This window comes from Paraperlucidibaca baekdonensis (assembly GCF_003387535.1).
Classification (GTDB): domain Bacteria; phylum Pseudomonadota; class Gammaproteobacteria; order Pseudomonadales; family Moraxellaceae; genus Perlucidibaca; species Perlucidibaca baekdonensis.
The window spans coordinates 634,737-654,255 of record NZ_QUNR01000001.1 but is presented as its reverse complement, the minus strand read 5'-3'; the positions used below and the strand labels follow the sequence as shown (position 1 = coordinate 654,255).

The 19,519-nt window shown below is 58.8% G+C and carries 20 protein-coding genes and 1 pseudogene; 17 read left to right on the top strand and 4 right to left on the bottom strand.

Annotated elements, in window-relative coordinates; translation table 11 throughout:
* Window positions 1-35: 35 nt before the first annotated feature.
* The 10 genes and pseudogenes from hisIE (at window position 36) to DFR26_RS03025 (ending at window position 9,947) form a co-directional block, all read left to right on the top strand.
* Window positions 36-760: pseudogene (gene hisIE, locus DFR26_RS11310) on the top strand (bifunctional phosphoribosyl-AMP cyclohydrolase/phosphoribosyl-ATP diphosphatase HisIE).
* A gap of 17 nt (window positions 761-777) precedes the next feature.
* Window positions 778-1,029, top strand: coding sequence for a twin-arginine translocase TatA/TatE family subunit (gene tatA / locus DFR26_RS11305; RefSeq protein ID WP_116207458.1), 252 nt, complete (start codon window positions 778-780; stop codon window positions 1,027-1,029).
* 10 nt (window positions 1,030-1,039) lie between these two features.
* Window positions 1,040-1,366 (top strand): Sec-independent protein translocase protein TatB, encoded by a 327-nt coding sequence (gene tatB / locus DFR26_RS03060; protein WP_116207457.1) that lies wholly within the window; start codon window positions 1,040-1,042, stop codon window positions 1,364-1,366.
* Window positions 1,359-2,102 (top strand): twin-arginine translocase subunit TatC, encoded by a 744-nt coding sequence (gene tatC / locus DFR26_RS03055; protein ID WP_116207456.1) that lies wholly within the window; start codon window positions 1,359-1,361, stop codon window positions 2,100-2,102. Before tatB ends, tatC begins: the two co-directional genes overlap by 8 nt.
* 111 nt (window positions 2,103-2,213) lie before the next feature.
* Complete coding sequence (locus DFR26_RS03050) at window positions 2,214-3,860, top strand: cryptochrome/deoxyribodipyrimidine photo-lyase family protein (RefSeq protein WP_116207455.1); 1,647 nt, start codon at window positions 2,214-2,216, stop codon at window positions 3,858-3,860.
* 80 nt (window positions 3,861-3,940) lie between these two features.
* On the top strand, window positions 3,941-5,101 hold the full coding sequence (argE, locus tag DFR26_RS03045; RefSeq protein ID WP_116207454.1) for an acetylornithine deacetylase: 1,161 nt from the start codon (window positions 3,941-3,943) through the stop codon (window positions 5,099-5,101).
* 77 nt (window positions 5,102-5,178) lie between these two features.
* On the top strand, window positions 5,179-6,498 hold the full coding sequence (argA, locus tag DFR26_RS03040; protein ID WP_116207453.1) for an amino-acid N-acetyltransferase: 1,320 nt from the start codon (window positions 5,179-5,181) through the stop codon (window positions 6,496-6,498).
* Between the two features lie 11 nt (window positions 6,499-6,509).
* Entirely contained in the window at window positions 6,510-8,189 is a 1,680-nt protein-coding gene (ilvD, locus tag DFR26_RS03035) for a dihydroxy-acid dehydratase (protein WP_116207452.1), read from the top strand.
* A 46-nt stretch (window positions 8,190-8,235) separates the two neighbouring features.
* On the top strand, window positions 8,236-9,573 hold the full coding sequence (locus DFR26_RS03030) for a DsbA family protein (protein ID WP_116207451.1): 1,338 nt from the start codon (window positions 8,236-8,238) through the stop codon (window positions 9,571-9,573).
* Window positions 9,574-9,575: 2 nt separating this feature from the next.
* Window positions 9,576-9,947 (top strand): CoA-binding protein, encoded by a 372-nt coding sequence (locus DFR26_RS03025; protein WP_116207450.1) that lies wholly within the window; start codon window positions 9,576-9,578, stop codon window positions 9,945-9,947.
* On the opposite strand, the gene DFR26_RS03020 is transcribed toward DFR26_RS03025, so the two are convergent.
* Entirely contained in the window at window positions 9,944-10,603 is a 660-nt protein-coding gene (locus tag DFR26_RS03020) for a 2OG-Fe(II) oxygenase (protein WP_181898967.1), read from the bottom strand. The two genes, DFR26_RS03025 and DFR26_RS03020, sit on opposite strands and share 4 nt — an antisense overlap.
* A gap of 28 nt (window positions 10,604-10,631) precedes the next feature.
* Here DFR26_RS03020 and DFR26_RS03015 point away from each other — a divergent pair, with 28 nt between their 5' ends.
* From DFR26_RS03015 to DFR26_RS03005, 3 genes are read left to right on the top strand one after another with little or no spacing between them, the layout of a single operon-like run.
* A complete protein-coding gene (locus DFR26_RS03015) occupies window positions 10,632-11,477 on the top strand; it encodes a 23S rRNA (adenine(2030)-N(6))-methyltransferase RlmJ (protein ID WP_116207448.1) in 846 nt (281 codons plus the stop codon).
* A 44-nt stretch (window positions 11,478-11,521) separates the two neighbouring features.
* Window positions 11,522-12,046, top strand: coding sequence for a hypothetical protein (locus tag DFR26_RS03010; protein WP_116207447.1), 525 nt, complete (start codon window positions 11,522-11,524; stop codon window positions 12,044-12,046).
* Window position 12,047: 1 nt separating this feature from the next.
* Window positions 12,048-13,235, top strand: coding sequence for an iron-containing alcohol dehydrogenase (locus tag DFR26_RS03005; RefSeq protein ID WP_116207446.1), 1,188 nt, complete (start codon window positions 12,048-12,050; stop codon window positions 13,233-13,235).
* Here DFR26_RS03005 and cysQ read toward each other — a convergent pair.
* On the bottom strand, window positions 13,232-14,119 hold the full coding sequence (gene cysQ / locus DFR26_RS03000) for a 3'(2'),5'-bisphosphate nucleotidase CysQ (RefSeq protein ID WP_220375689.1): 888 nt from the start codon (window positions 14,117-14,119) through the stop codon (window positions 13,232-13,234). The two genes, DFR26_RS03005 and cysQ, sit on opposite strands and share 4 nt — an antisense overlap.
* Window positions 14,120-14,172: 53 nt before the next feature.
* On the opposite strand from cysQ, the gene yrfG reads away from it, so the two are divergent.
* Together yrfG and DFR26_RS02990 are read left to right on the top strand one after the other, a co-directional pair.
* Window positions 14,173-14,907 carry a GMP/IMP nucleotidase gene (yrfG, locus tag DFR26_RS02995; protein WP_116207445.1) on the top strand — a complete coding sequence of 245 codons (735 nt, stop codon included), beginning with the start codon at window positions 14,173-14,175 and terminating at the stop codon, window positions 14,905-14,907.
* 2 nt (window positions 14,908-14,909) lie between these two features.
* On the top strand, window positions 14,910-15,317 hold the full coding sequence (locus DFR26_RS02990; protein ID WP_116207444.1) for an RNA-binding S4 domain-containing protein: 408 nt from the start codon (window positions 14,910-14,912) through the stop codon (window positions 15,315-15,317).
* A 49-nt stretch (window positions 15,318-15,366) separates the two neighbouring features.
* Here the strand turns inward: DFR26_RS02990 and DFR26_RS02985 are convergent, their stop codons facing one another.
* A complete protein-coding gene (locus DFR26_RS02985) occupies window positions 15,367-16,047 on the bottom strand; it encodes a fumarylacetoacetate hydrolase family protein (protein WP_116207443.1) in 681 nt (226 codons plus the stop codon).
* Between the two features lie 37 nt (window positions 16,048-16,084).
* Complete coding sequence (locus tag DFR26_RS02980; protein WP_116207442.1) at window positions 16,085-17,485, bottom strand: FAD-binding oxidoreductase; 1,401 nt, start codon at window positions 17,483-17,485, stop codon at window positions 16,085-16,087.
* A gap of 97 nt (window positions 17,486-17,582) precedes the next feature.
* On the opposite strand from DFR26_RS02980, the gene serA reads away from it, so the two are divergent.
* Entirely contained in the window at window positions 17,583-18,812 is a 1,230-nt protein-coding gene (serA, locus tag DFR26_RS02975) for a phosphoglycerate dehydrogenase (RefSeq protein ID WP_116207441.1), read from the top strand.
* 15 nt (window positions 18,813-18,827) lie between these two features.
* Window positions 18,828-19,502: a 4'-phosphopantetheinyl transferase family protein gene (locus DFR26_RS02970; RefSeq protein WP_116207440.1), complete on the top strand. Its 675-nt coding sequence runs from the start codon at window positions 18,828-18,830 to the stop codon at window positions 19,500-19,502.
* Window positions 19,503-19,519 lie beyond the last annotated feature (17 nt).

The following is a 19,519-nucleotide window of genomic DNA, read 5'->3' as shown; positions in this document are numbered from 1 at the left end:
TATGCTCTATATCGCCAACTTGCTACGAGGCCATTATGTCTTGGCTAGATGACATCAAATTTGACCGCGATGGCCTGATTCCTGCCATCGCCCAAGACCATCTCAGCGGCCGCATTCTCATGGTTGCTTGGATGAATCGCGAGTCGCTGGCGCTCACCGTCAGCGAGCAGCGCGCGGCGTATTGGTCACGCTCGCGTGGCAAACTCTGGCGTAAAGGCGAAGAGTCTGGCCATGTGCAAAAACTCATTGAACTGCGCCTCGATTGCGACGCCGATGTCATCACGCTACAGGTCGAGCAAGTCGGCGGCATGGCCTGCCACACTGGCCGCGCGTCGTGCTTTTATCGGCGCCTAGTCGATGGTCAATGGCAAACCGTCGACCCCGTATTAAAATCACCCGATGAGATTTACTCATGACTGATCTGCCGAAAAATCAGGTGCTGGCCGAGCTCGCGGTAGTGCTGGCGAAACGCAAAGCCGCCAGTCCCGAGACCTCCTATGTGGCGAGTTTGCACCACAAAGGCCTGAATAAAATCCTCGAAAAAGTCGGTGAAGAATGCACTGAGACCATCATTGCCGCGAAAGATGCCGAGCACAGCGGTGAACTCAACGACGTGGTCAATGAAACGGCGGACTTGTGGTTTCACTCACTCGTCATGCTCAGCCATTTAGGCGGCCATCCTGACCAGATTTTAGCCGAGCTGGCACGGCGTTTTGGCCTCTCCGGCCACGATGAAAAAGCCAGCCGAGACACCCCTTAACAGAGCAGGAGAACACCATGTTATCTGGACTATCGCTACCGCATATTTTGCTGCTGCTGGTTGTTATTGTGCTGTTGTTTGGCACCAGCAAGCTGAAGAACTTAGGCAAAGACTTAGGCGGCGCCATCAAGGGATTTAAACAGTCCATGAACGATGATGACGACAGCCAAGCGCCGGCCCAAAAGGTCACGCACAAACCGCAGGATCACGTGCCGCCGAGCGACATAAAAGCAAATGAGCCGAGCACACACGAGCGCAAAGACAGCTAAGGTCTAACCCATGTTTGATGTCGGCTTCAGCGAATTATTGGTGTTGGGCATCATCGCCTTGGTGGTGCTCGGGCCTGAAAAACTGCCGCATGCCGCGCGCATGGCCGGGGCTTGGATAGGCCGCATCCGCCGCACATTAATCAATGTGCAAGCCGACATTGAAAACGAAGTCGCCAGCGCCGAGATGCGCGAGCGCATTCGCAAAGAAATGGCAAAAGCCGAAGCCGCCAAACAGCAAATGAGCGCTGACATTATGCAGAGCGTGAGCTCAAGCACGCCCGATGCGCCGCGCGCTGAAAACGCAGCAGGCCACAACGCGAGCAAACCTCATGACTGAGCCAGAGTTGCCGCCCACCGCGGAAATGCCACTGGTCAATCATTTGCTTGAACTGCGCACACGTTTGGTGCGCGTCTTGATCGTGCTGGTGGTGGTGTTTTTCAGCCTCGTGTATTTTGCCAATGACCTCTACGCAGGCCTCTCCGCGCCATTGCGCGCGCTGCTTCCCGCTGGCAGCACCATGATCGCCACCGATGTGACCTCGCCGTTTATGGCACCGTTTAAGCTGACGTTTTTCGTCGCACTATTTGCCAGCGTGCCCTATATTTTGTTTCAACTCTGGGGCTTTATCGCGCCGGCGCTCTACCAGCGCGAACGCCGCATCGCCATCCCGCTGGTGTTTACCAGTGCCTTGCTATTTTACGCCGGCATCGCCTTTGCCTACTTCATCACGCTGCCGGCCATCCTCGGCTTTTTCACGCGCATCGGCCCCACCGACGTCGCCATCATGACCGACATCAATCTCTATTTAGACTTCGCCCTGAAGCTGTTCTTAGTCTTCGGCATGACCTTTGAAATACCAATCGCCGTGCTCGTGCTCATCGCTGCCGGCGTGGTCAGCAGCGCCTCGCTCGCCGAAAAACGCCGCTACATCATCGTTGGCTGTTTTGCCGTGTCGATGTTTCTGACCCCACCCGATGCGCTATCGATGAGCATGCTCGCCATTCCCATGTGGCTGCTGTTTGAAGCCGGCCTGTTTTTCGGCGCCATGCTTGAGCGCCAGCGCCGCACGTAGTTCGCCATTGCGGCGCCTAAAAACTCCGCCAACTGAAAGCCACTTCCGCCGCTATTTTCGTCCCAATGCTGTCGACTGGCTTGAGGGGCCATCCACGCTCATTCTTAGCAAATGAAAACCATCGTCTGGTTCAAACGCGATCTTCGCCTGCACGACCACGCGCCGCTCATGAGCGCGCGTGGCGATGTTCTGCCACTGGCGATTATTGAGCCGAGCTGGTTAGGCGCGGCTGATGCCAGCGCGCGCCATCGGCGCTTTTATTTGGAAAGCCTGGCCGACCTTGATCGCACCCTACGGGCTAAGGGCAGCCGACTGCATTTGGCGTTTGGCGAGGTCACCGATGTGCTCAGCGAACTGCACGCGCGCTGGCCATTTGCCGAGATTCATAGCCACGAAGAAACCGGCAATGGCCTGAGTTTTGCCCGCGACCAAGCGGTGGCGCAGTGGGCCTTGGCGCACCGTGTGCACTGGCACGAGCATCGGCAATTTGGCGTGTTGCGCGGCCTGAAAAAGCGCGGGCGCTGGGCCAGTGCCTGGGAGATGACCATGGCCTTAGGTGTGCATCACACACCTGCCACGCTTAGCTATCCAGCCCATGCGCCGCAGGGCTTAAGCTGGCCCGAGCTCATGCGCAAGGTCGATGCACTGTGGCCCCTCGACGCCCGCGATGATGCGCCCGAGCGTCAACGCGGCGGTCGTCAAGCTGGCCTCGCCGTGCTCGAAGACTTTCTGCTGCATCGGGCGTATCGCTTTCGAGGCGGCATTTCCAGCCCGCTCACCGCAGCGCAGGCAGGCTCGCGCCTGAGTCCGTATTTAACCTGGGGCTGCTTGTCGATGCGCGAAGTCGTGCAAGCCATCAGCACGCGGCGCGAGCAGCTCAATGACATCGCGCCTGAGCATCAGGCACGCTGGCGTGCCTCACTGGCGGCTGTATTGTCGCGGCTGCATTGGCACTGCCATTTTATTCAGAAGCTGGAGTCGGAGCCGGCCATTGAGCGGCGCAATGTCAATGCCGCCTTCGATGGCCTGCGTAACGAAGGCGCCCTCAGCCCCGATGAGCAGCAGCGGCTTCAGGCGTGGGCCAATGGCCACACCGGCTACCCATTGATCGATGCCTGTATGCGCCAGCTTATTCACACCGGCTGGCTGAATTTTCGCATGCGCGCCATGCTCGTGAGTTTCGCCACGCACCACCTGTGGCTGCATTGGCGCGAGCCCGGCCTGCATTTGGCGCGACTGTTTCTCGATTACGAGCCCGGCATTCATTACCCGCAATTACACATGCAAGCCGGGGTCACCGGCATCAATACCGTGCGCCTCTACAACCCCATCAAGCAGCAGCAAGACCAAGACCCCACCGGTGCATATGTGCGGCGCTGGCTACCGGAACTGCGTGATGTGCCGTTGAGCTTTCTGGCGGAGCCGTGGCGCATGCCGACCTCTATGCAAGCACGCGCTGGCTGCGTGCTCGGTGAGGATTATCCGATGCCCATCGTCGATGCCGTGCAGGCCGCGCGCGAGGCGAAAGTTCGTCTGCACAGCTGGCGCAATCAACCCGATGCGCGGGCGGCGGCTAAAGTGGTTTTTGAGCGCCACGGTAGCCGTGCCGGCGGCAAAAACCATCGCAGCAACGCCACGCGCACGGCCGTCCACGCGCCACGCGCCTCTCGCGAAAAAGTCGAACCGCTCAGCGCTCTGCAGACCGAGCTCAATGGCCTCACCTCCGCCCCTAGCGCACAAGCCAGCTTCGACTGGTAGCGCGCGGCATTTGCCCAGTAGAGCGCCGCTGCGTTCCGGTGTATGGTGTGGTGCTTCGTTAAGCCAATGCGTTGCCCGCTATGATTTCCGCTGCTCTACGCTCACAACTCGACACGCTCATTGCCACGCCTAGTGTGAGCTCCACCGACGCCTCGATAGACCAAGGCAATCGTTCGGTGATCGATCACATTGCCGAATGGGCCACCGACTTAGGCTTTCGCTGCGAGATCATGCCGGTGTCGCCGGGTAAGGCCAACTTGCTCGCGACCCTCGGCGAAGGCCCCGGCGGCTTGGTGTTTTCCGGCCACACCGACACCGTGCCTTACGACTTAACTGGCTGGCACAGCGACCCGTTCACGCTCACCGAGCGCGATGGCCGACTCTACGGCCTCGGCAGCGCCGACATGAAAGGCTTTTTCCCGCTCGCCCTCGCCGCCGCCGATGACGCCGTGGCGCAGATGCGCGCCGGCAAAGCCTTGAAAGCGCCACTGATCATCCTCGCCACCTGCGATGAAGAAACCAGCATGGCCGGCGCCCGCGCCTTAGTCGATGCCGGCAAGCCGAAAGCGCGTTATGCGGTGATTGGCGAGCCCACCAGCATGCGCCCGCTGCGCATGCACAAGGGCGCGATGATGGAGCGTATTTTCATTGAAGGTCAAAGCGGGCACTCGAGCGACCCCAGCCTCGGCCGCAATGCCCTCGATGCCATGCACGCGGTCATCAGCGAGCTCATCAGCTACCGCGAGCAGCTCGCCAGCCGCTACCACAATGCGCTATTTACCGTGCCCACGCCGACGCTCAACCTAGGCTGCATTCATGGCGGCGATAACCCCAATCGCATCTGCGCGCGCTGCGAGCTGCAATACGATTTGCGCCCGCTTCCGGGCATGTCGATGGCCGAATTGCGCGCCGACATCAACACACGTTTGCTGCCACTGGCCGAGCGCTTTCGCGTGAGTATTCGCAATGAGCCACTGTTTGAAGGCACGCCCGCGCTCAACACGCCCGCCGACTCGCCCTTAGTGCAGGCTCTAGAGCAGCTCACCGAACATACCGCCGGCGCCGCCGGATTTGGTACCGAAGGCCCGTATTTGCAAGCCTTGGGCATGGATGCGCTGATCTTTGGCCCCGGCCATATTGACGTTGCGCATCAGCCTAATGAGTATGTGGAACTGGCCAATTTGAACCCAACGATCAGCATTTTGCGTGGGCTAGTAAAACGCTTTTGCCTCGCAGACTAATCGGCTTATACAATCACTCGTCAAACTCACATTTCATAGGCAATCCTTTGAGCAGCCCAGCGCCCTTTCAAGACACCATGTCGGACCAGTATGTGCATTGGTTTCGCAACTCTGCGCCCTACATCAATGCCCATCGCGGCAAAACTTTTGTGCTGTTGTTTGGCGGCGAAGCGGTCAACCACGAGAATTTCCGCAATATTGTGCATGACATCGCGCTGCTGCATTCGCTCGGCATCAAGCTGGTGTTGGTGCATGGCGCGCGTCCGCAAATCGATGAAAATCTCGTCGAATACGGCCTCAGCACGCCCTATCACAATGGTCTGCGCGTGACCACGCGCGAAGCCCTGCGCTGCGTCATGGACGCCGTCGGTGCCATTCGCCTAGAAATCGAAGCGTTGTTGTCCATGGGCTTGGCCAACTCGCCCATGTTTGGCGCCAAAATCGATGCCGTCTCCGGCAACTTCATCACCGCCAAACCCTATGGCGTGCGTGATGGCGTGGACTTCGGGCTGACCGGCGAGGTGCGCTCGGTCGACACCGATGTCATTAATAAAAACCTGGCCAATCATCATATTGTGATTATTGGCCCCACCGGCTACTCGACCACCGGCGAGGTCTTTAACCTGCGCGCCGAAGATGTCGCGGTCAATGTCGCCACCGCGCTGCAAGCTAATAAGCTTATCTGCCTCGGCGAGCGCGAAGGCATTTTGGGCGATGACGACGAGCGCCTATTGCGCGAAATGATCCCCAATGAAGTCGATCAGTACCTGCGCAATCGCGATATCGATTCCGAATTATTACGTCACATGAATGCGGCGCGCGATGCCTGCCGCGAAGGCGTCAAGCGTGTGCACATCATTTCTTATGCGCGCGACGGTGCCATGCTGCAAGAGCTGTTCACGCGCGATGGCTCCGGCACGCTGATCACCCACGACCCCTACGAAGAAATTCGCACCGCCGAAATCGAAGACGTTGGCGGCCTCATCGAAATGCTTGAGCCGCTCGAAGAACAAGGCATTTTGGTGCGGCGCTCACGGCGCAAATTGGAAAATGAAATCTCGCATTTTGCTGTGGTCGAACGCGACGGCATGATCATCGGCTGCGCGGCACTCTACCCGCTGCCCACCAGCCCCGGCGAAGTGCCAGCCGGCGAGATCGCCTGTGTCGCCATCCACCCGAATTACCGCAAAAGTTCGCGCGGCTCCGAGCTCATGGCATTCTTAGAAAACCGTGCCATGAGCAAAGGCCTGCGGCAATTATTTGTGCTCACCACGCGCACCGCGCTGTGGTTCCAAGAGCAAGGCTTTAAGCCATCCACGGTCGATGCCCTACCGAAACAACGCCTCTCTCTCTATAACTTCCAGCGCAATTCGCTGGTCTTTAGCAAAACGCTTTAAGGACGCCGAACATGACGAAAATCACCGACAATATGCGCAAGTATTCCTCGCAAGTGGTTGATGGCGTGGAGGCCGCACCCGGCCGCGCCATGCTGCGCGCGGTAGGCTTCACCGACGAAGACTTCAAGAAACCACAGATCGGCATCGCTTCCACCTGGGCCAATGTCACGCCCTGCAATATGCACATCGACAAGCTCGCTGAAGAGGCCGAAAAAGGCGCCAACGCCGCCGGTGGCAAAGGCGTGATTTTCAACACCATCACCATTTCCGATGGCATCGCTAACGGCACCGAGGGCATGAAATATTCGCTGGTGTCGCGCGAAGTCATCGCCGACTCCATTGAAACCGTGGTCGGTTGCGAAGGCTTCGATGGCGTCGTGGCCGTCGGTGGTTGTGACAAAAACATGCCTGGCTGCTTGATCGCCTTGGCGCGTTTGAATCGCCCCGCGATTTTTGTCTATGGCGGGACCATCAAACCCGGCTATGGCCATACCGACATCATCTCGGTATTTGAAGCGGTCGGTCAGCACGCCAAAGGCGATATCGACCTCATTCAAGTGAAGCAAATCGAAGACACCGCCATTCCCGGCGCGGGCTCCTGTGGCGGCATGTACACCGCCAACACCATGGCCTCGGCCATTGAGGCGCTGGGTATGTCGCTGCCCGGCTCAAGCGCGCAAGATGCCACCGGCACCGACAAAGCGCTGGACTGCTTCCGCGCCGGCGAGCAAGTGCTGGAGCTCTTGGCGCGCGACATCAAACCCACCGACATCATGACCCGCAAGGCGTTTGAGAACGCCATCCGCGTGGTCATCGCGCTCGCTGGCTCCACCAACGCCGTGCTGCATTTGCTCGCCATGGCGCACGCCGTGAACGTGCCACTCACGCTCGATGACTTCACCGAGATCGGCAAAACCACGCCGGTGCTGGCCGACCTGCGGCCATCGGGCCAATACATGATGAGCGAATTAGTCGCCATCGGTGGCATCCAGCCGCTGATGAAGCGCCTGCTCAACGCCGGCTTGCTGCATGGCGATGTGCTCACCGTGACCGGCAAAACGCTGGCAGAAAACCTCGAATACGTCGCCGACTATCCGGCCGATCAAGACATCATTCGCGACTTTGATCACCCCATCAAAAAAGATTCGCACTTGGTGATTTTACACGGCAACTTATCGCCAACGGGCGCGGTGGCGAAAATCACCGGCAAAGAAGGCCTGCGCTTTGAGGGCCGTGCCCGTGTTTATCATGGCGAAGAGGCCGCACTCGCCGGCATTCTCAATGGCGAAGTGGTCGCCGGTGATGTCATCGTGATTCGCTACGAAGGCCCGAAAGGTGGTCCTGGCATGCGCGAAATGCTGTCACCCACATCCGCCGTGATGGGCAAAGGCCTTGGCAAAGAAGTCGCGCTGATTACCGATGGCCGCTTCTCCGGCGGCTCGCACGGCTTCGTGGTCGGCCACATCACACCCGAAGCGCAAGATGGCGGCCCGATTGCCCTGCTCGAAGATGGCGACGCCATTACCATCGATGCCGAAACCCGCGAAATCAGCGTGGCAGTAACCGATGCGGTTCTGGCTGAGCGCCGTGCGCGCTGGGTCGCACCGAAGTCGGCCTACACCCGTGGCGTGTTGGCGAAATACGCCAAGCTGGTGTCGAGCGCCTCCGAAGGCGCGGTGACCGACGCCTAAAAGCACTGATAAACGCACGTGTGACCACGCCAGAGATGAGCCTGCCATGAGCCGATTGCAACGCCTGCTTCAACCGCGCCTCAGCGCCGCCCTCACCAGCACTCGGCTGCGTGATTTGCGGCGCACAGGTCTGGAAGCGTGGCGGCGGCTCGGGCGCTACCCGCATCAGCTCACCGTGTGGCTGCGCGTCGATGACCCCTACGCCTATTTGCTGCTGCAAGCATTGCCCACGCTCGAGGCCGATTTCGGTGTGCGCATTGGCCTGCGCGTGCTTGGCGACGGCGGTGCCGACACCACGCCTGAGCCCGAGCGTCTGCAGCAATTTGCCTGTGATGATGCCACTCGCCTAGCGCGTTGGCATGGCCTCGATGCACCGCCGCAATGGCAAGCGAGCGCGCAAGCCATCGCGCAGGCACAACGCCAGCTGCTTGACTTAGCAGCTACTGAGACCTCGGTAATGGAGCCCGCGCGAGATATTTTGCGCGCTTTATGGCAGCCCACCGATGCGGCGCCCAGCCCGAATGCCATCGTGCCCAGCCTGGATGCCCATGCCGCACAGCTCAAAGCCAACAACGACGCGCAACGCCAGCTCGGCCACTACGCCAGCGCCATGCTGCATTACGCCGGCGAATGGTATTGGGGCCTCGACCGCCTCGACCATCTCACGCGGCGCTTGAGCAACTTACAGCTGGGCACCAGCAGCGCGCAGTGGAGCACCCATCTCGATGGCCATTTCCTTGTTGGCGAGCCCGAACGCCTTGCCGACTTGCGCGCCCTCGACACCACGCTTGATGTGTATTTTTCCTATCGCAGCCCCTACTCCTACCTCGCCTTAGCCCGTGTGCGCGCGCTCGCCGAGCATTACGGATTGGCGCTGCGCTTCAAGCCGGTGCTGCCCATGGTCATGCGCGGCCTGCCCGTGCCGACCATCAAGCGCCTGTATATTTTGCTCGATAGCAAGCGCGAGGCCGACGTACTTGAGCTGCCCTTTGGCCGCATTTGCGACCCCGTGGGGCTGGGCGTGGAGCACTGCCTCGCCGTCACGCAGACGCTGGCTTCGCCTGCTCAGGCCATGGATTTTGCCGAGTCAGCCTGCGCGGCGATTTGGCATGAGGGCCGCGATTTAAGTCAGCTGCCCGAGATCTATGCCTGCGCGCTGCGCGCTGGCATCACCGCCGATGTTGTCGATGCTGCACTGGCCAACGCGCACTGGCGAGCCGCCATTGAGGCCAATCGTGAGGACTTATTTGCGCAAAATCTGTGGGGCGTGCCGAGCTTTGTGTTACACCTCAACGGCCAGCGCCTGTGTCACACCTGGGGCCAAGATCGCCTCTGGGTTTTAGAAGACGCCCTCAATGACGCGCTCGCCACAACCGGAGTCTGAGCATGGAAACCGTTGCTGTTTTAGGCGCCAGCCCCAAGCGCGAGCGCTATAGCCATCAGGCCATCATGCTGCTGCAAAAACATGGCCATCGTGTGATTCCGGTCAACCCCGGTCACGACATGATCGATGGCATTGCCGTGGCGCGCAGCCTTTCGATGATTAGCGAAGCGGTCGATACCGTCACCGTGTATGTCGCACCTGCCCATCTCGACAGCCAACTCGGGGCGCTGAAAACGCTGCAACCCCGGCGAGTGATTTTCAATCCCGGCGCTGAGCATCCGGAAGCCATGCGGGCATTAGCAGCCCAAGGCATTGCTGTGGAGGCCGCCTGCACATTGGTGATGCTGCGCACCGGCCAATACGACCAAGACTAGGACATCGGCAGCTCATTGCCGCGCGTGCGCATCCAACCCGCAATGCTGCGACGCGCCTGCTGCGCCGGCAATACCTCATGGACAATGGTGTCGCTCCAAAAAATCACCACTGAGCCGCCGGCGGGTCGAATGCGCACCGCCGGCTGATCGGGCGGGTATAACACGAGCTCACCACCGGCCTGATCGGGCCAATCGGCATCATTCAAATACGTCACCGTGGAAACGATACGCCGACCCGCACCGGGCACGCCGACTTCAATATGCTGATCGGTATGCGCGCGATAAAAGCTGCCGGCATCGTAGATCGCATAGTGCGCCTCGAAGTCGGCTAGGCCCAAAAAGCCGGCTTCATTGAGATGCGCTTGCAGCTGCGCCATCCATGCCAAATACGCCGCCGCTGCTGGCCAATCCGGCTCTAGCCAAGCAATGCGATCGCCGCGCACTTGCCGAGTTATTTGATGCGTGACACCGCGACCAATGCCGGCGCGATAAAACTCACCGGCACCATCGCGCGCCTGCATTTCCTGCTGCAAAGCCGCCAGCAATGACGGTGGAATCGCCGCCTGCAACAACACCCAACCGCTGGCAAAGAGCTGCTCACAGGCCTCACGAATCAGCTCGGGCCACACCACCCGCGCCGCATTAGCAGGTATCATTGTTGGCTCACCATCAGATCTTGTTGCCATGAATTATCGTCACCACTTTCACGCCGGCAATTTTGCCGATGTCATGAAGCACAGTCTGCAAATGGGCCTGATGGCGTATTTGAAAAAGAAAGACAGCGCATTTTGCTATATTGATACCCATGCCGGCGCCGGCATCTATGACTTGCACGGCACGCAGGCGCAAAAAACTGGCGAATATCAACAAGGCATCGACCGGCTCGACGATCATCGTGGCGCACCGGTCTGGGTGGCTGATTATCTGCAAGGCGTGCTGGCTTGCCAAGCGGCCGGTGCACGCAGTCATTATCCGGGCTCGCCATGGCTCGGCCAGCGCCAATTGCGCGCGCAAGATAGCGCCATTTTAATCGATGTGCAGCACGCCGAGGTCGCCAGCTTACGGCATTATTTTCACGCCGATGCGCGGATCGCCGTGCATCAGCGCAATGCCTATGAAGGCCTGATTGCGCTGATTCCGCCGAAAGAGAAACGCGGCCTCGTGCTCATTGATCCACCGTATGAGTTGGAGCGCGACAGCTTTCCACAGCTGGTCAAACTGATTGTTGCGGCCCACAAAAAATGGCCCACCGGCGTCTATGGCATCTGGTTCCCGATCAAGCAGCGCGCATCGATTGTGAAGTTTTATCGCGAACTGATGAATAGCGGCATCAATAAAATGCTCGCTTGCGAACTGCTCATGCAGCCCGATGACAACGCCCTCGGCCTCAATGGCAGCGGCTTAATCGTCATCAATCCGCCCTGGGGCTTTTACGAAGAGGCGCAGAAAACGCTGAGCTGGCTGGTCGATCGCTTGTCGGATCACCCGCAGCGCGCTAGCAAGGTACGCTGGCTAGTCAATATAGAGTAATTGCTCTAAACTCGTCGGCTGCCTAATTCCGCGGATGACTCAGAATGAACAAGGAAACCTTAAGCGTTCAGGCTCAAAAAGCCTATGTCGCCACCATGATGAAAGTGGTCGGCGGCGGCTTAGCGGCAGCTAGCCGCGTCGACGACACTGTACAAAAAGAGCTTGCGGCATTGCCCGAAGGCTTTCAGGTCTGCATGACCGTGCACCCCAATGGTCCCAGCTTCTTTTTACGCATTGGCAAAAATGGCGTCTCCGAAGTCATCGACACGCCAGTCGGCAAGCCCGAACTGACCATTCGTTTTAAGCACCTAGCGCATGCGTTTTTGGTATTTTCTTTCCAAGAAGGTACAGCACAAGCCTTTGCCAACGACCGCATGATTGCCGATGGCAGCGTTAGTCATGCCATCCGTTTGGTGCGCTGCTTAAACAAAATGGAAACATTGATTTTGCCGCGCTTAGTCGCCGAACGCGCCGTGAAGCGCTACGACGCCGTGCCGCTCACCGAAAAACTCACCAAAGCCGCGCGCATTTACGGCTTAGTCGCCAAATCGCTGATTGCAGGAAACTGATATGAGCAAGTCTTACTACGAATTTTTTTGCCCCGTTAAAGTCATCGCCGGCAATGCCGCGCTCGAGCACATCCCGTTTGAGCTAGATATTCTTGGCGCCAAACGCCCGATGATCATCACTGATAAAGGCGTGCGTGGCGTAGGCCTGCTAAAGCACATCGAGGCCGCCTTTGCCGCCGCCGATGCTGACATCAGCACGGTGTTTGATGACGTGCCACCCGACAGCTCGATTGAAACCGTGCACGCCGCCGCCAAGGTCTATAACGATAATGGCTGCGATGCCATCATCGCGGTCGGCGGTGGCTCGGTCATCGACACCTGCAAAGCCGTCAACATCTTGGTCTCAGAAGGCGGCGATGATCTGCGCGCCTACTCCGGCGCACATGTCTTAAAGCGCCCATTAAAGCCCTTATTTGTTGTGCCCACGACCTCCGGCACCGGCTCCGAGACTACCGCCATCGCGGTGATTTCCGACAACCAAGCCGGCGTGAAAATGCCCTTTGTGTCGTACTTTTTAATGCCCAATGCCGCCGTGCTCGACCCGCGCATGACGCTAACCTTGCCGCCACACATCACCGCCATGACCGGCATGGATGCGATGACGCACGCGCTCGAAGCCTACACCTGCATGGCGCATAACCCGATCAGCGACGCCTACGCCACCGCCGCTATCCGCAAGATCAGCGACAACCTGCTGGCCGTGCTCGACAACCCCAGCGACAGTGATGGCCGCCTAGAGCTCGCGCAAGCGTCAACGATGGCGGGCGTGGCATTTTCCAATGCCATGGTCGGCCTCGTACACGCGCTTGGCCATTCGCTCGGCGCGGTCTGCCACTTGCCGCATGGCCTGTGCATGAACTTATTTTTGCCCTATGTGCTGGAGTTCAACAAAGACACCAACGGCGATCGCATTGCCGAGCTGCTGCTGCCGCTCGCGGGCGCCGATGTCTACGCCAGCACACCGGTGGCGCAACGCGCCGACCGTGCCATCGCTGAAGTCCGCCGTCTGCGCGATGACATCTTTGCGCGCTGCAAACTGCCACGCACATTGCAAGAGACCGGCAAGGTCACGCGCGAGCAGTTTGAGCACATTGCTGACCTCACGCTCGATGACGGCGCGATCATCATCAACCCGAAAGAGGTTGATCGTAAGCAGGTGATGGCGCTGCTGGAGAAAGCTTGGGGCTAAGGCTTTGGCCAGTGCGCTAACCACGGCGCACTGGTTCCGGCCACGGCTATAAAATCGCCATTGAGCAGCGTGTTGCGGGCGTTGTAGCAAAAGCGGCGGCCACGGCTGTCGACTAGCTCACCGCCGGCCTCCTCGAGCACAATTTGCGCAGCCGCCGTGTCCCATTCGCTAGTCGGGCCAAAACGCGGATACGCCTGCGCACGGCCTTCCGCTACCGCGCAAATCTTGAATGCCGAACCGGCCGCGATGGAGTCGATCTGCCAACCCTGCGCGACTAAATTTTGCTCAAATGTTGCTAGTCGTACCAAGCCATGTCGGCGACTCACGGTCAATGTCAGCGCGCTCGGCGCGAACTGCCAGTCGGGCGCCACAGCCTGTAAGCGCTGCCAGTCAGATGGCATCGAGTCATCCACCCGAAAGCTCCCCAGCCCACGCGCGGCCACATAGCCAACGCCGCTGGCCGGCCCATAGACCACGCCCAGCACAGCCTCTTGGTCCACCACCAAGGCGATATTGACGCTGAACTCGCCATTACGCGCGATGAACTCCTTGGTGCCATCGAGCGGATCGACCAACCAATACGCCGGCCAGTCGCGACGCGCCTGCACCGCCAAGGCGCTCGACTCCTCCGACAGCACCGGCAAGCGCGCCAGCGTGGTATCAGCGAGCGCACTTAAGCCGTGCACGATACACTCATGCGCCGCCACATCCGCCGCTGTCAGCGGCGAGGCATCGGACTTTTCCGTCACCGCCCAGCGCTCAGGCGCGTTGTAGATTGCCATAATGGCGCGGCCGGCTTGTTCGGCCACTGTCAGCACCGCCGCCAGCGCATCTCGCGTTACACTGCTCAACACCGAGGCAGACGCTTGCATTTCACCCGACATGTTTGACCTCAGATTCAAAACGGCGCCCCGCGCCAAGGCCACAGGATACGCGAATGACCGCTTCACCCAACACCGCACTGGACTGGGCGCACATCGACACCGTGATTTTAGACATGGATGGCACCGTGCTCGACCTGCATTTCGACAATATTTTTTGGATGCAACACCTGCCCGCGCTGTTTGCTGAGCACAATGGCCTGCCGCGCGAGCAAGGCCTCTGCGAATTGCTCATGCGCTTTCAAAAACACCAGGGCCAGCTCAACTGGTATTGCACCGATTTTTGGAGTGAGCAAGTCGGCTTCGACATCGTGCCGCATAAGCACACGCTGAAGCATTTAATCCGCGAGCGCGCCGATGCCTTTGCCTTTTTGGCGGCGGTAAAAGCCAGTGGTCGTCGCCTGATTTTAGCCACCAATGCGCATCGCTCAAGTCTTGAGCTCAAGCTCGCCGTGCAAGCCTTTGGCGACTATTTCGATGCCATGGTGAGTTCGCACGACTACGGCCATGCCAAAGAGGCGCAAGCATTTTGGCAGCAACTATGCACGCAGCAGCGCATTGATCCGGCGCGCAGTGTCTTTGTCGATGACAGCGAGGCCGTGCTCGACAGCGCCGCCGAGTTTGGCATTGCCGCGTGTATTTGCGTGAGCACGCCCGATAGCGAAAAGCCGATGCGTAAACGCCTGCGCTACTCGGCCATTGATCAGTTTGCCGAACTCGGCGAGGTGCCGGCCTTAACACAGGGCCAGCGCATGTTATCGGCGACCGCCGCGTATTCAGAGCATTCCTAGCAATGACCACGAAAAAAGACAGCACTGAGGACACACGCACCCGCATCGATAAATGGCTGTGGGCGGCGCGCTTTTACAAGACGCGCTCGCTGGCAAAAGCCGCGATCGACAGCGGCCATGTGCATTGCGAGGGGCAGCGTGTGAAAGTCAGCCGTGAAGTCTTGGTCAATATGACGCTGACCTTGCGCCAGGGCAACGATGAGAAAACCGTCATCGTCGATGCGCTTTCCAGCGTGCGCGGGCCGGCCCCGGTGGCGCAGCAGCTTTATCATGAGACCGAGGAAAGTGTGGCCAAACGCGCCGCCCTTAGCGAGCAGCGTAAGGCGCAAAATCTAGCGCATCCGGAGCATAAGCCGAATAAAAAAGAGCGCCGCCAGATTCACAAATTTCAGCGTGGTTTTGGCGAATAGGTCGCTTCACGAAGCGACTCGCTCCCTCGCGCTCATCTGTTCAAGCCGGCTAGCGTACCCGCGTGTGCCAGCTCGCCTGCTCACTCAGCTGTAAGTTGAGTTCATCGCCTGTGTGCAAGGCCGCCACGCCGGCCGGCGTACCGGTCATCACCACATCACCCGGTAACAGCGTGATATAGCGCGTGATGAACTGCAGCAGCGCGATCATGTCGGCGATCATATCGGCGCTGTTGCCGCTTTGCCGGCGCTGGCCATTGATATCCAAACTAAACGTCAGCGCTGCCAAATCGGTATCGGCGGCGATAGGCAAAAACGGACTCAACGGCGCGGCGCCATCGAAAGCTTTCGCCAACTCCCAGGGCTGGCCCTTGGCCTTCAGCTGATTTTGCAGGTCGCGCAAGGTCAAATCTAAGCCCAAACCGATGCCGGCAATGGCCTCGCGCGCTTGCAGAGCGCTCACCGGCGAGGCGTCATGACCATCCGTTGCCGATAACCGCTGGCCCATCAGCAGCGTAATTTCCGTCTCGTAATGGCACTCGCCACGCCCGACTGGCAGCGCAAACTCAGGCATCAACGCCACCGCCGCCGTGCTCGGCTTGAGGAAAATAATCGGTGCATCCGGCACGTCATTGCCGAGCTCACGGGCATGCGCGGCGTAATTGCGCCCCACGCAGACCAGCTTGCCCACGGGCATATCGACTGCGCCACCGGCTTGCCATTGATAGCTCATGTCATCTCCCTAAAAAACGCGCAAAACGCCAATGCCCTTAAGCCGGGTCGAAAATCTTGCCCGGATTCATCACGCCATTGGGGTCAAATACCTGCTTAATGGCGCGCAAATACTCCACCTCAACGGCTGAGCGCGTGTAGGTCAAATAGGCTTTTTTGGTCATGCCAACGCCATGTTCTGCCGATACCGAGCCATTGTATTTCTGCACGGTCTCAAAAACCTGCACATTGACGGCTTTGCATTTGGCGAAGAAATCGGCCTTCTCCATGGCATCGGGCTTGAGAATGTTTAAGTGCAAATTGCCATCGCCAATATGGCCAAACCAGACCACGCGGAAGTCCGGATATTGCGCGCCCACAATGGCGTCGATGTCTGCAATAAACGCCGGCACGCGCGCGATCATCACCGAGATATCATTTTTGTAGGGCGTGTACGGCGCGATGGTCTCGGAAATATCTTCGCGCAAACGCCAGAGATTTTTCGCCTGCGTCTCCGACTGACCGAGCACGCCATCGACCACCCAGCCCTGCTCCACGCATTGCTCAAAAATCGCCATCGCCTCATCGCTCATGGCGTCCGACAAGGCCTCAAACTCGAGCAGCGCATAGAACGGCGTGGCCGACTCAAATGGCCGCGCGATACCCGAATGCGCGGTGACCAATTGCACCGACAACTCCGAGAAAAATTCAAAGGCGGTGAGATCGAGCCGCGCTTGAAACTCGCGCAGAACATGCATAACCGATGGAAAATCCGGCGTGCCCAAGACCATCACCTGCAGATTACGCGGCGCACGATCGAGCTTCATGGTCGCCTCCACCACCAAGCCCAGCGTGCCTTCGGCGCCAATAAACAAATGCCGCAGGTCGTAGCCGGTGGCATTTTTGATCATGTCTTTGTTGAGCTCGAGGATATCGCCCTTGCCCGTCACCACTTTCAGGCCCAGCACCCAGTTGCGCGTCATGCCGTATTTGATGACCTTAATACCGCCCGCATTGGTGCCAATATTGCCGCCGAGTTGCGAGGAACCCGCCGAGGCAAAATCGACGGGATAATACAGGCCGTTTTCTTCAGCAAAATTTTGCAGCTGCTCGGTAACTACACCAGCCTGAATGCGCACGGCACGATCTTCAGCAATGAACTCGGTGATTTTATTGAGGTAGTCAAAGCTCACCACCACCTCGCCATTGGCCGCGACAGCGCCTGCCGACAGCCCCGTGCGGCCGCCCGATGGCACGATGGCAAAACCGGCATCATTGGCCAAACGCACCACCGCTTGCACCTGCTCAATGCTCGACGGAAAGACAATCGCCGAGGGTGCTGGCGTATACATTTTCGTCCAGTCCACGCCCCACGTGGCCAAACTTTGCTCGTCCACGCGCACGCGCGAATCACCCACGATGTCCATCAAGGATTGAAGTGTTGCTGCCGCCAGTGCCATGTCAGCGCCCTATCACAGATTTGAAGACGATCATTCTACCTAATGCAGGGCCTGTGCTACTATGCGCGCCTTAAATTTCCTGCCGTGAGTCCACGCCATGAGCCAGCTCTCCCTCGATAAAGCCAAAATCCGTTTTTTGTTATTAGAAGGCGTGCACAAAAATGCCCTCGATGTGCTGGCCAATAATGGCTACACCAACATCGAGTACATTCGCGGCGCACTCGACGAAGACGCGCTGATCGAGAAAATTAAAGATGCGCATTTTGTTGGCCTGCGCTCACGCACACAACTCACGGAAAAAGTCATTGCTGCCGCCGATAAGCTCGTGGCCATTGGCTGTTTCTGCATCGGCACCAACCAAGTTGACCTGCAGGCAGCATTAAAGCGCGGCATTCCGGTGTTTAACGCACCGTTTTCCAACACCCGCTCAGTCGCCGAGCTCGTGCTCGGTCAGTTGATTTTATTGCTGCGCGGCATCCCTGAAAAAAATGCCATGGTGCACGCCGGCGGCTGGTCAAAATCGGCTGAAGGCTCCTATGAAGCGCGCGGCAAAACGCTGGGCATCGTGGGCTATGGTTCGATTGGCTCACAACTCTCGGTGCTCGCTGAGTCGCTGGGCATGCACGTGATTTATTTCGACACGCTCACCAAACTGCCGCTGGGTAATGCACGCCAAGTCACCAGCATGGACGAGTTATTAAACACCGCCGATGTGGTGTCGCTGCACGTGCCTGATGTGCCATCGACGCGCAATATGATGCGCGCAGAGCATTTTGCGCAAATGAAAAAAGGCGCGATCTTTATTAATGCCGCGCGTGGCACCTGTGTCGATATCGATGCGCTGGCCGCCGCTATTAGCAGCAAATACTTAAGCGGCGCGGCCATCGACGTGTTCCCGAAAGAGCCAAAATCTAACGATGAGGAATTTGTCTCGCCGTTGCGTGGTCACCACAACGTCATTTTAACGCCGCACATCGGTGGCTCGACCATTGAGGCGCAGGCCAATATTGGTCTTGAAGTGGCAGAAAAATTCGCGCGTTATTCGGACACCGGCGCCACCACCACCTCGGTCAACTTTCCCGAGGTGTCATTACCGATGACACCCGGCAAGCACCGCTTATTACACATCCACGCCAATGTGCCGGGCGTGCTGTCGGCCATCAACTTAGTGTTTGCGGAAAATGGCATTAACATTAGCGCGCAATCGCTGATGACCAACGAAAGTATCGGCTACTTGGTGATGGATGTTGACGCGGCCTATTCCGAAGTGGCGCTGGAGAAGCTCCAGCAAATCAACGGCACGATACGCACCCGCGTGCTGTTTTAAGCCGCTCTCGCCGTGATGCCCTTGGCCGCCGTCGCTGCTCCTGCGTCTGGCGGCCAAGTCGTTTTTAGCCTCCGCCCCAATGACCAGGTGGCACTCGGGGCTGACCCGCAGGGCATCACGATTTATGTTGCCGCGCTGGCACAATCGACGCAGCAATCGGTGCCACAGCGCAAGCAAATCCTGGCGTGGTTGCAAGCGCATGATCGGCTCAGCGATGCCCATTCGGCGAGCTCACCGAGCCTACAGACCACGACGCTCGGCAAGCCCTACTGGCCAGGCAGTCACTGGCAATTCAATTGGTCGCATAGCCAACATATGCTGGCGCTGGCCATTGCGCCACGCACGCTGTTTGCACCACACCGCCTAGATGAGGCCGGCTCGCTCGGCATTGATATTGAATGCTTAGGCCGGCAACGCGCGCGCCCGACCCTCGTGCAGCGCTACTTTCACCCCGACGAACATGCACACGCAGACGATGAAAACGGCTTTCTACGCATCTGGACGCGCAAAGAGTCTCTCGTAAAAGCCCATGGCCTCGGCTTGCGCATCGACTTAAAAAGTCTCAACAGTGCCGCCTCGCCGGTAACGCACCCTGTCATTGGCAACTGGCATTGCCACAGCTTCGCGCTGCACGGGCCACCTGACGCGACCGGACTGGTGGTTAGCCTCAGCTGGCCGGCCCAACGCTAATCGCCGTCACAAAAGCT

What these genes read in the sequence shown, in the direction of transcription:
- tatA (WP_116207458.1), top strand. Translation starts at nt 778, where the DNA reads ATGTTATCTGGACTATCGCTACCGCATATTTTGCTGCTGCTGGTTGTT.
- tatB (WP_116207457.1), top strand. Translation starts at nt 1,040, where the DNA reads ATGTTTGATGTCGGCTTCAGCGAATTATTGGTGTTGGGCATCATCGCC.
- tatC (WP_116207456.1), top strand. Translation starts at nt 1,359, where the DNA reads ATGACTGAGCCAGAGTTGCCGCCCACCGCGGAAATGCCACTGGTCAAT.
- DFR26_RS03050 (WP_116207455.1), top strand. Translation starts at nt 2,214, where the DNA reads ATGAAAACCATCGTCTGGTTCAAACGCGATCTTCGCCTGCACGACCAC.
- argE (WP_116207454.1), top strand. Translation starts at nt 3,941, where the DNA reads ATGATTTCCGCTGCTCTACGCTCACAACTCGACACGCTCATTGCCACG.
- argA (WP_116207453.1), top strand. Translation starts at nt 5,179, where the DNA reads ATGTCGGACCAGTATGTGCATTGGTTTCGCAACTCTGCGCCCTACATC.
- ilvD (WP_116207452.1), top strand. Translation starts at nt 6,510, where the DNA reads ATGACGAAAATCACCGACAATATGCGCAAGTATTCCTCGCAAGTGGTT.
- DFR26_RS03030 (WP_116207451.1), top strand. Translation starts at nt 8,236, where the DNA reads ATGAGCCGATTGCAACGCCTGCTTCAACCGCGCCTCAGCGCCGCCCTC.
- DFR26_RS03025 (WP_116207450.1), top strand. Translation starts at nt 9,576, where the DNA reads ATGGAAACCGTTGCTGTTTTAGGCGCCAGCCCCAAGCGCGAGCGCTAT.
- DFR26_RS03020 (WP_181898967.1), bottom strand. Translation starts at nt 10,603, where the DNA reads ATGATACCTGCTAATGCGGCGCGGGTGGTGTGGCCCGAGCTGATTCGT.
- DFR26_RS03015 (WP_116207448.1), top strand. Translation starts at nt 10,632, where the DNA reads ATGAATTATCGTCACCACTTTCACGCCGGCAATTTTGCCGATGTCATG.
- DFR26_RS03010 (WP_116207447.1), top strand. Translation starts at nt 11,522, where the DNA reads ATGAACAAGGAAACCTTAAGCGTTCAGGCTCAAAAAGCCTATGTCGCC.
- DFR26_RS03005 (WP_116207446.1), top strand. Translation starts at nt 12,048, where the DNA reads ATGAGCAAGTCTTACTACGAATTTTTTTGCCCCGTTAAAGTCATCGCC.
- cysQ (WP_220375689.1), bottom strand. Translation starts at nt 14,119, where the DNA reads ATGTCGGGTGAAATGCAAGCGTCTGCCTCGGTGTTGAGCAGTGTAACG.
- yrfG (WP_116207445.1), top strand. Translation starts at nt 14,173, where the DNA reads ATGACCGCTTCACCCAACACCGCACTGGACTGGGCGCACATCGACACC.
- DFR26_RS02990 (WP_116207444.1), top strand. Translation starts at nt 14,910, where the DNA reads ATGACCACGAAAAAAGACAGCACTGAGGACACACGCACCCGCATCGAT.
- DFR26_RS02985 (WP_116207443.1), bottom strand. Translation starts at nt 16,047, where the DNA reads ATGAGCTATCAATGGCAAGCCGGTGGCGCAGTCGATATGCCCGTGGGC.
- DFR26_RS02980 (WP_116207442.1), bottom strand. Translation starts at nt 17,485, where the DNA reads ATGGCACTGGCGGCAGCAACACTTCAATCCTTGATGGACATCGTGGGT.
- serA (WP_116207441.1), top strand. Translation starts at nt 17,583, where the DNA reads ATGAGCCAGCTCTCCCTCGATAAAGCCAAAATCCGTTTTTTGTTATTA.
- DFR26_RS02970 (WP_116207440.1), top strand. Translation starts at nt 18,828, where the DNA reads ATGCCCTTGGCCGCCGTCGCTGCTCCTGCGTCTGGCGGCCAAGTCGTT.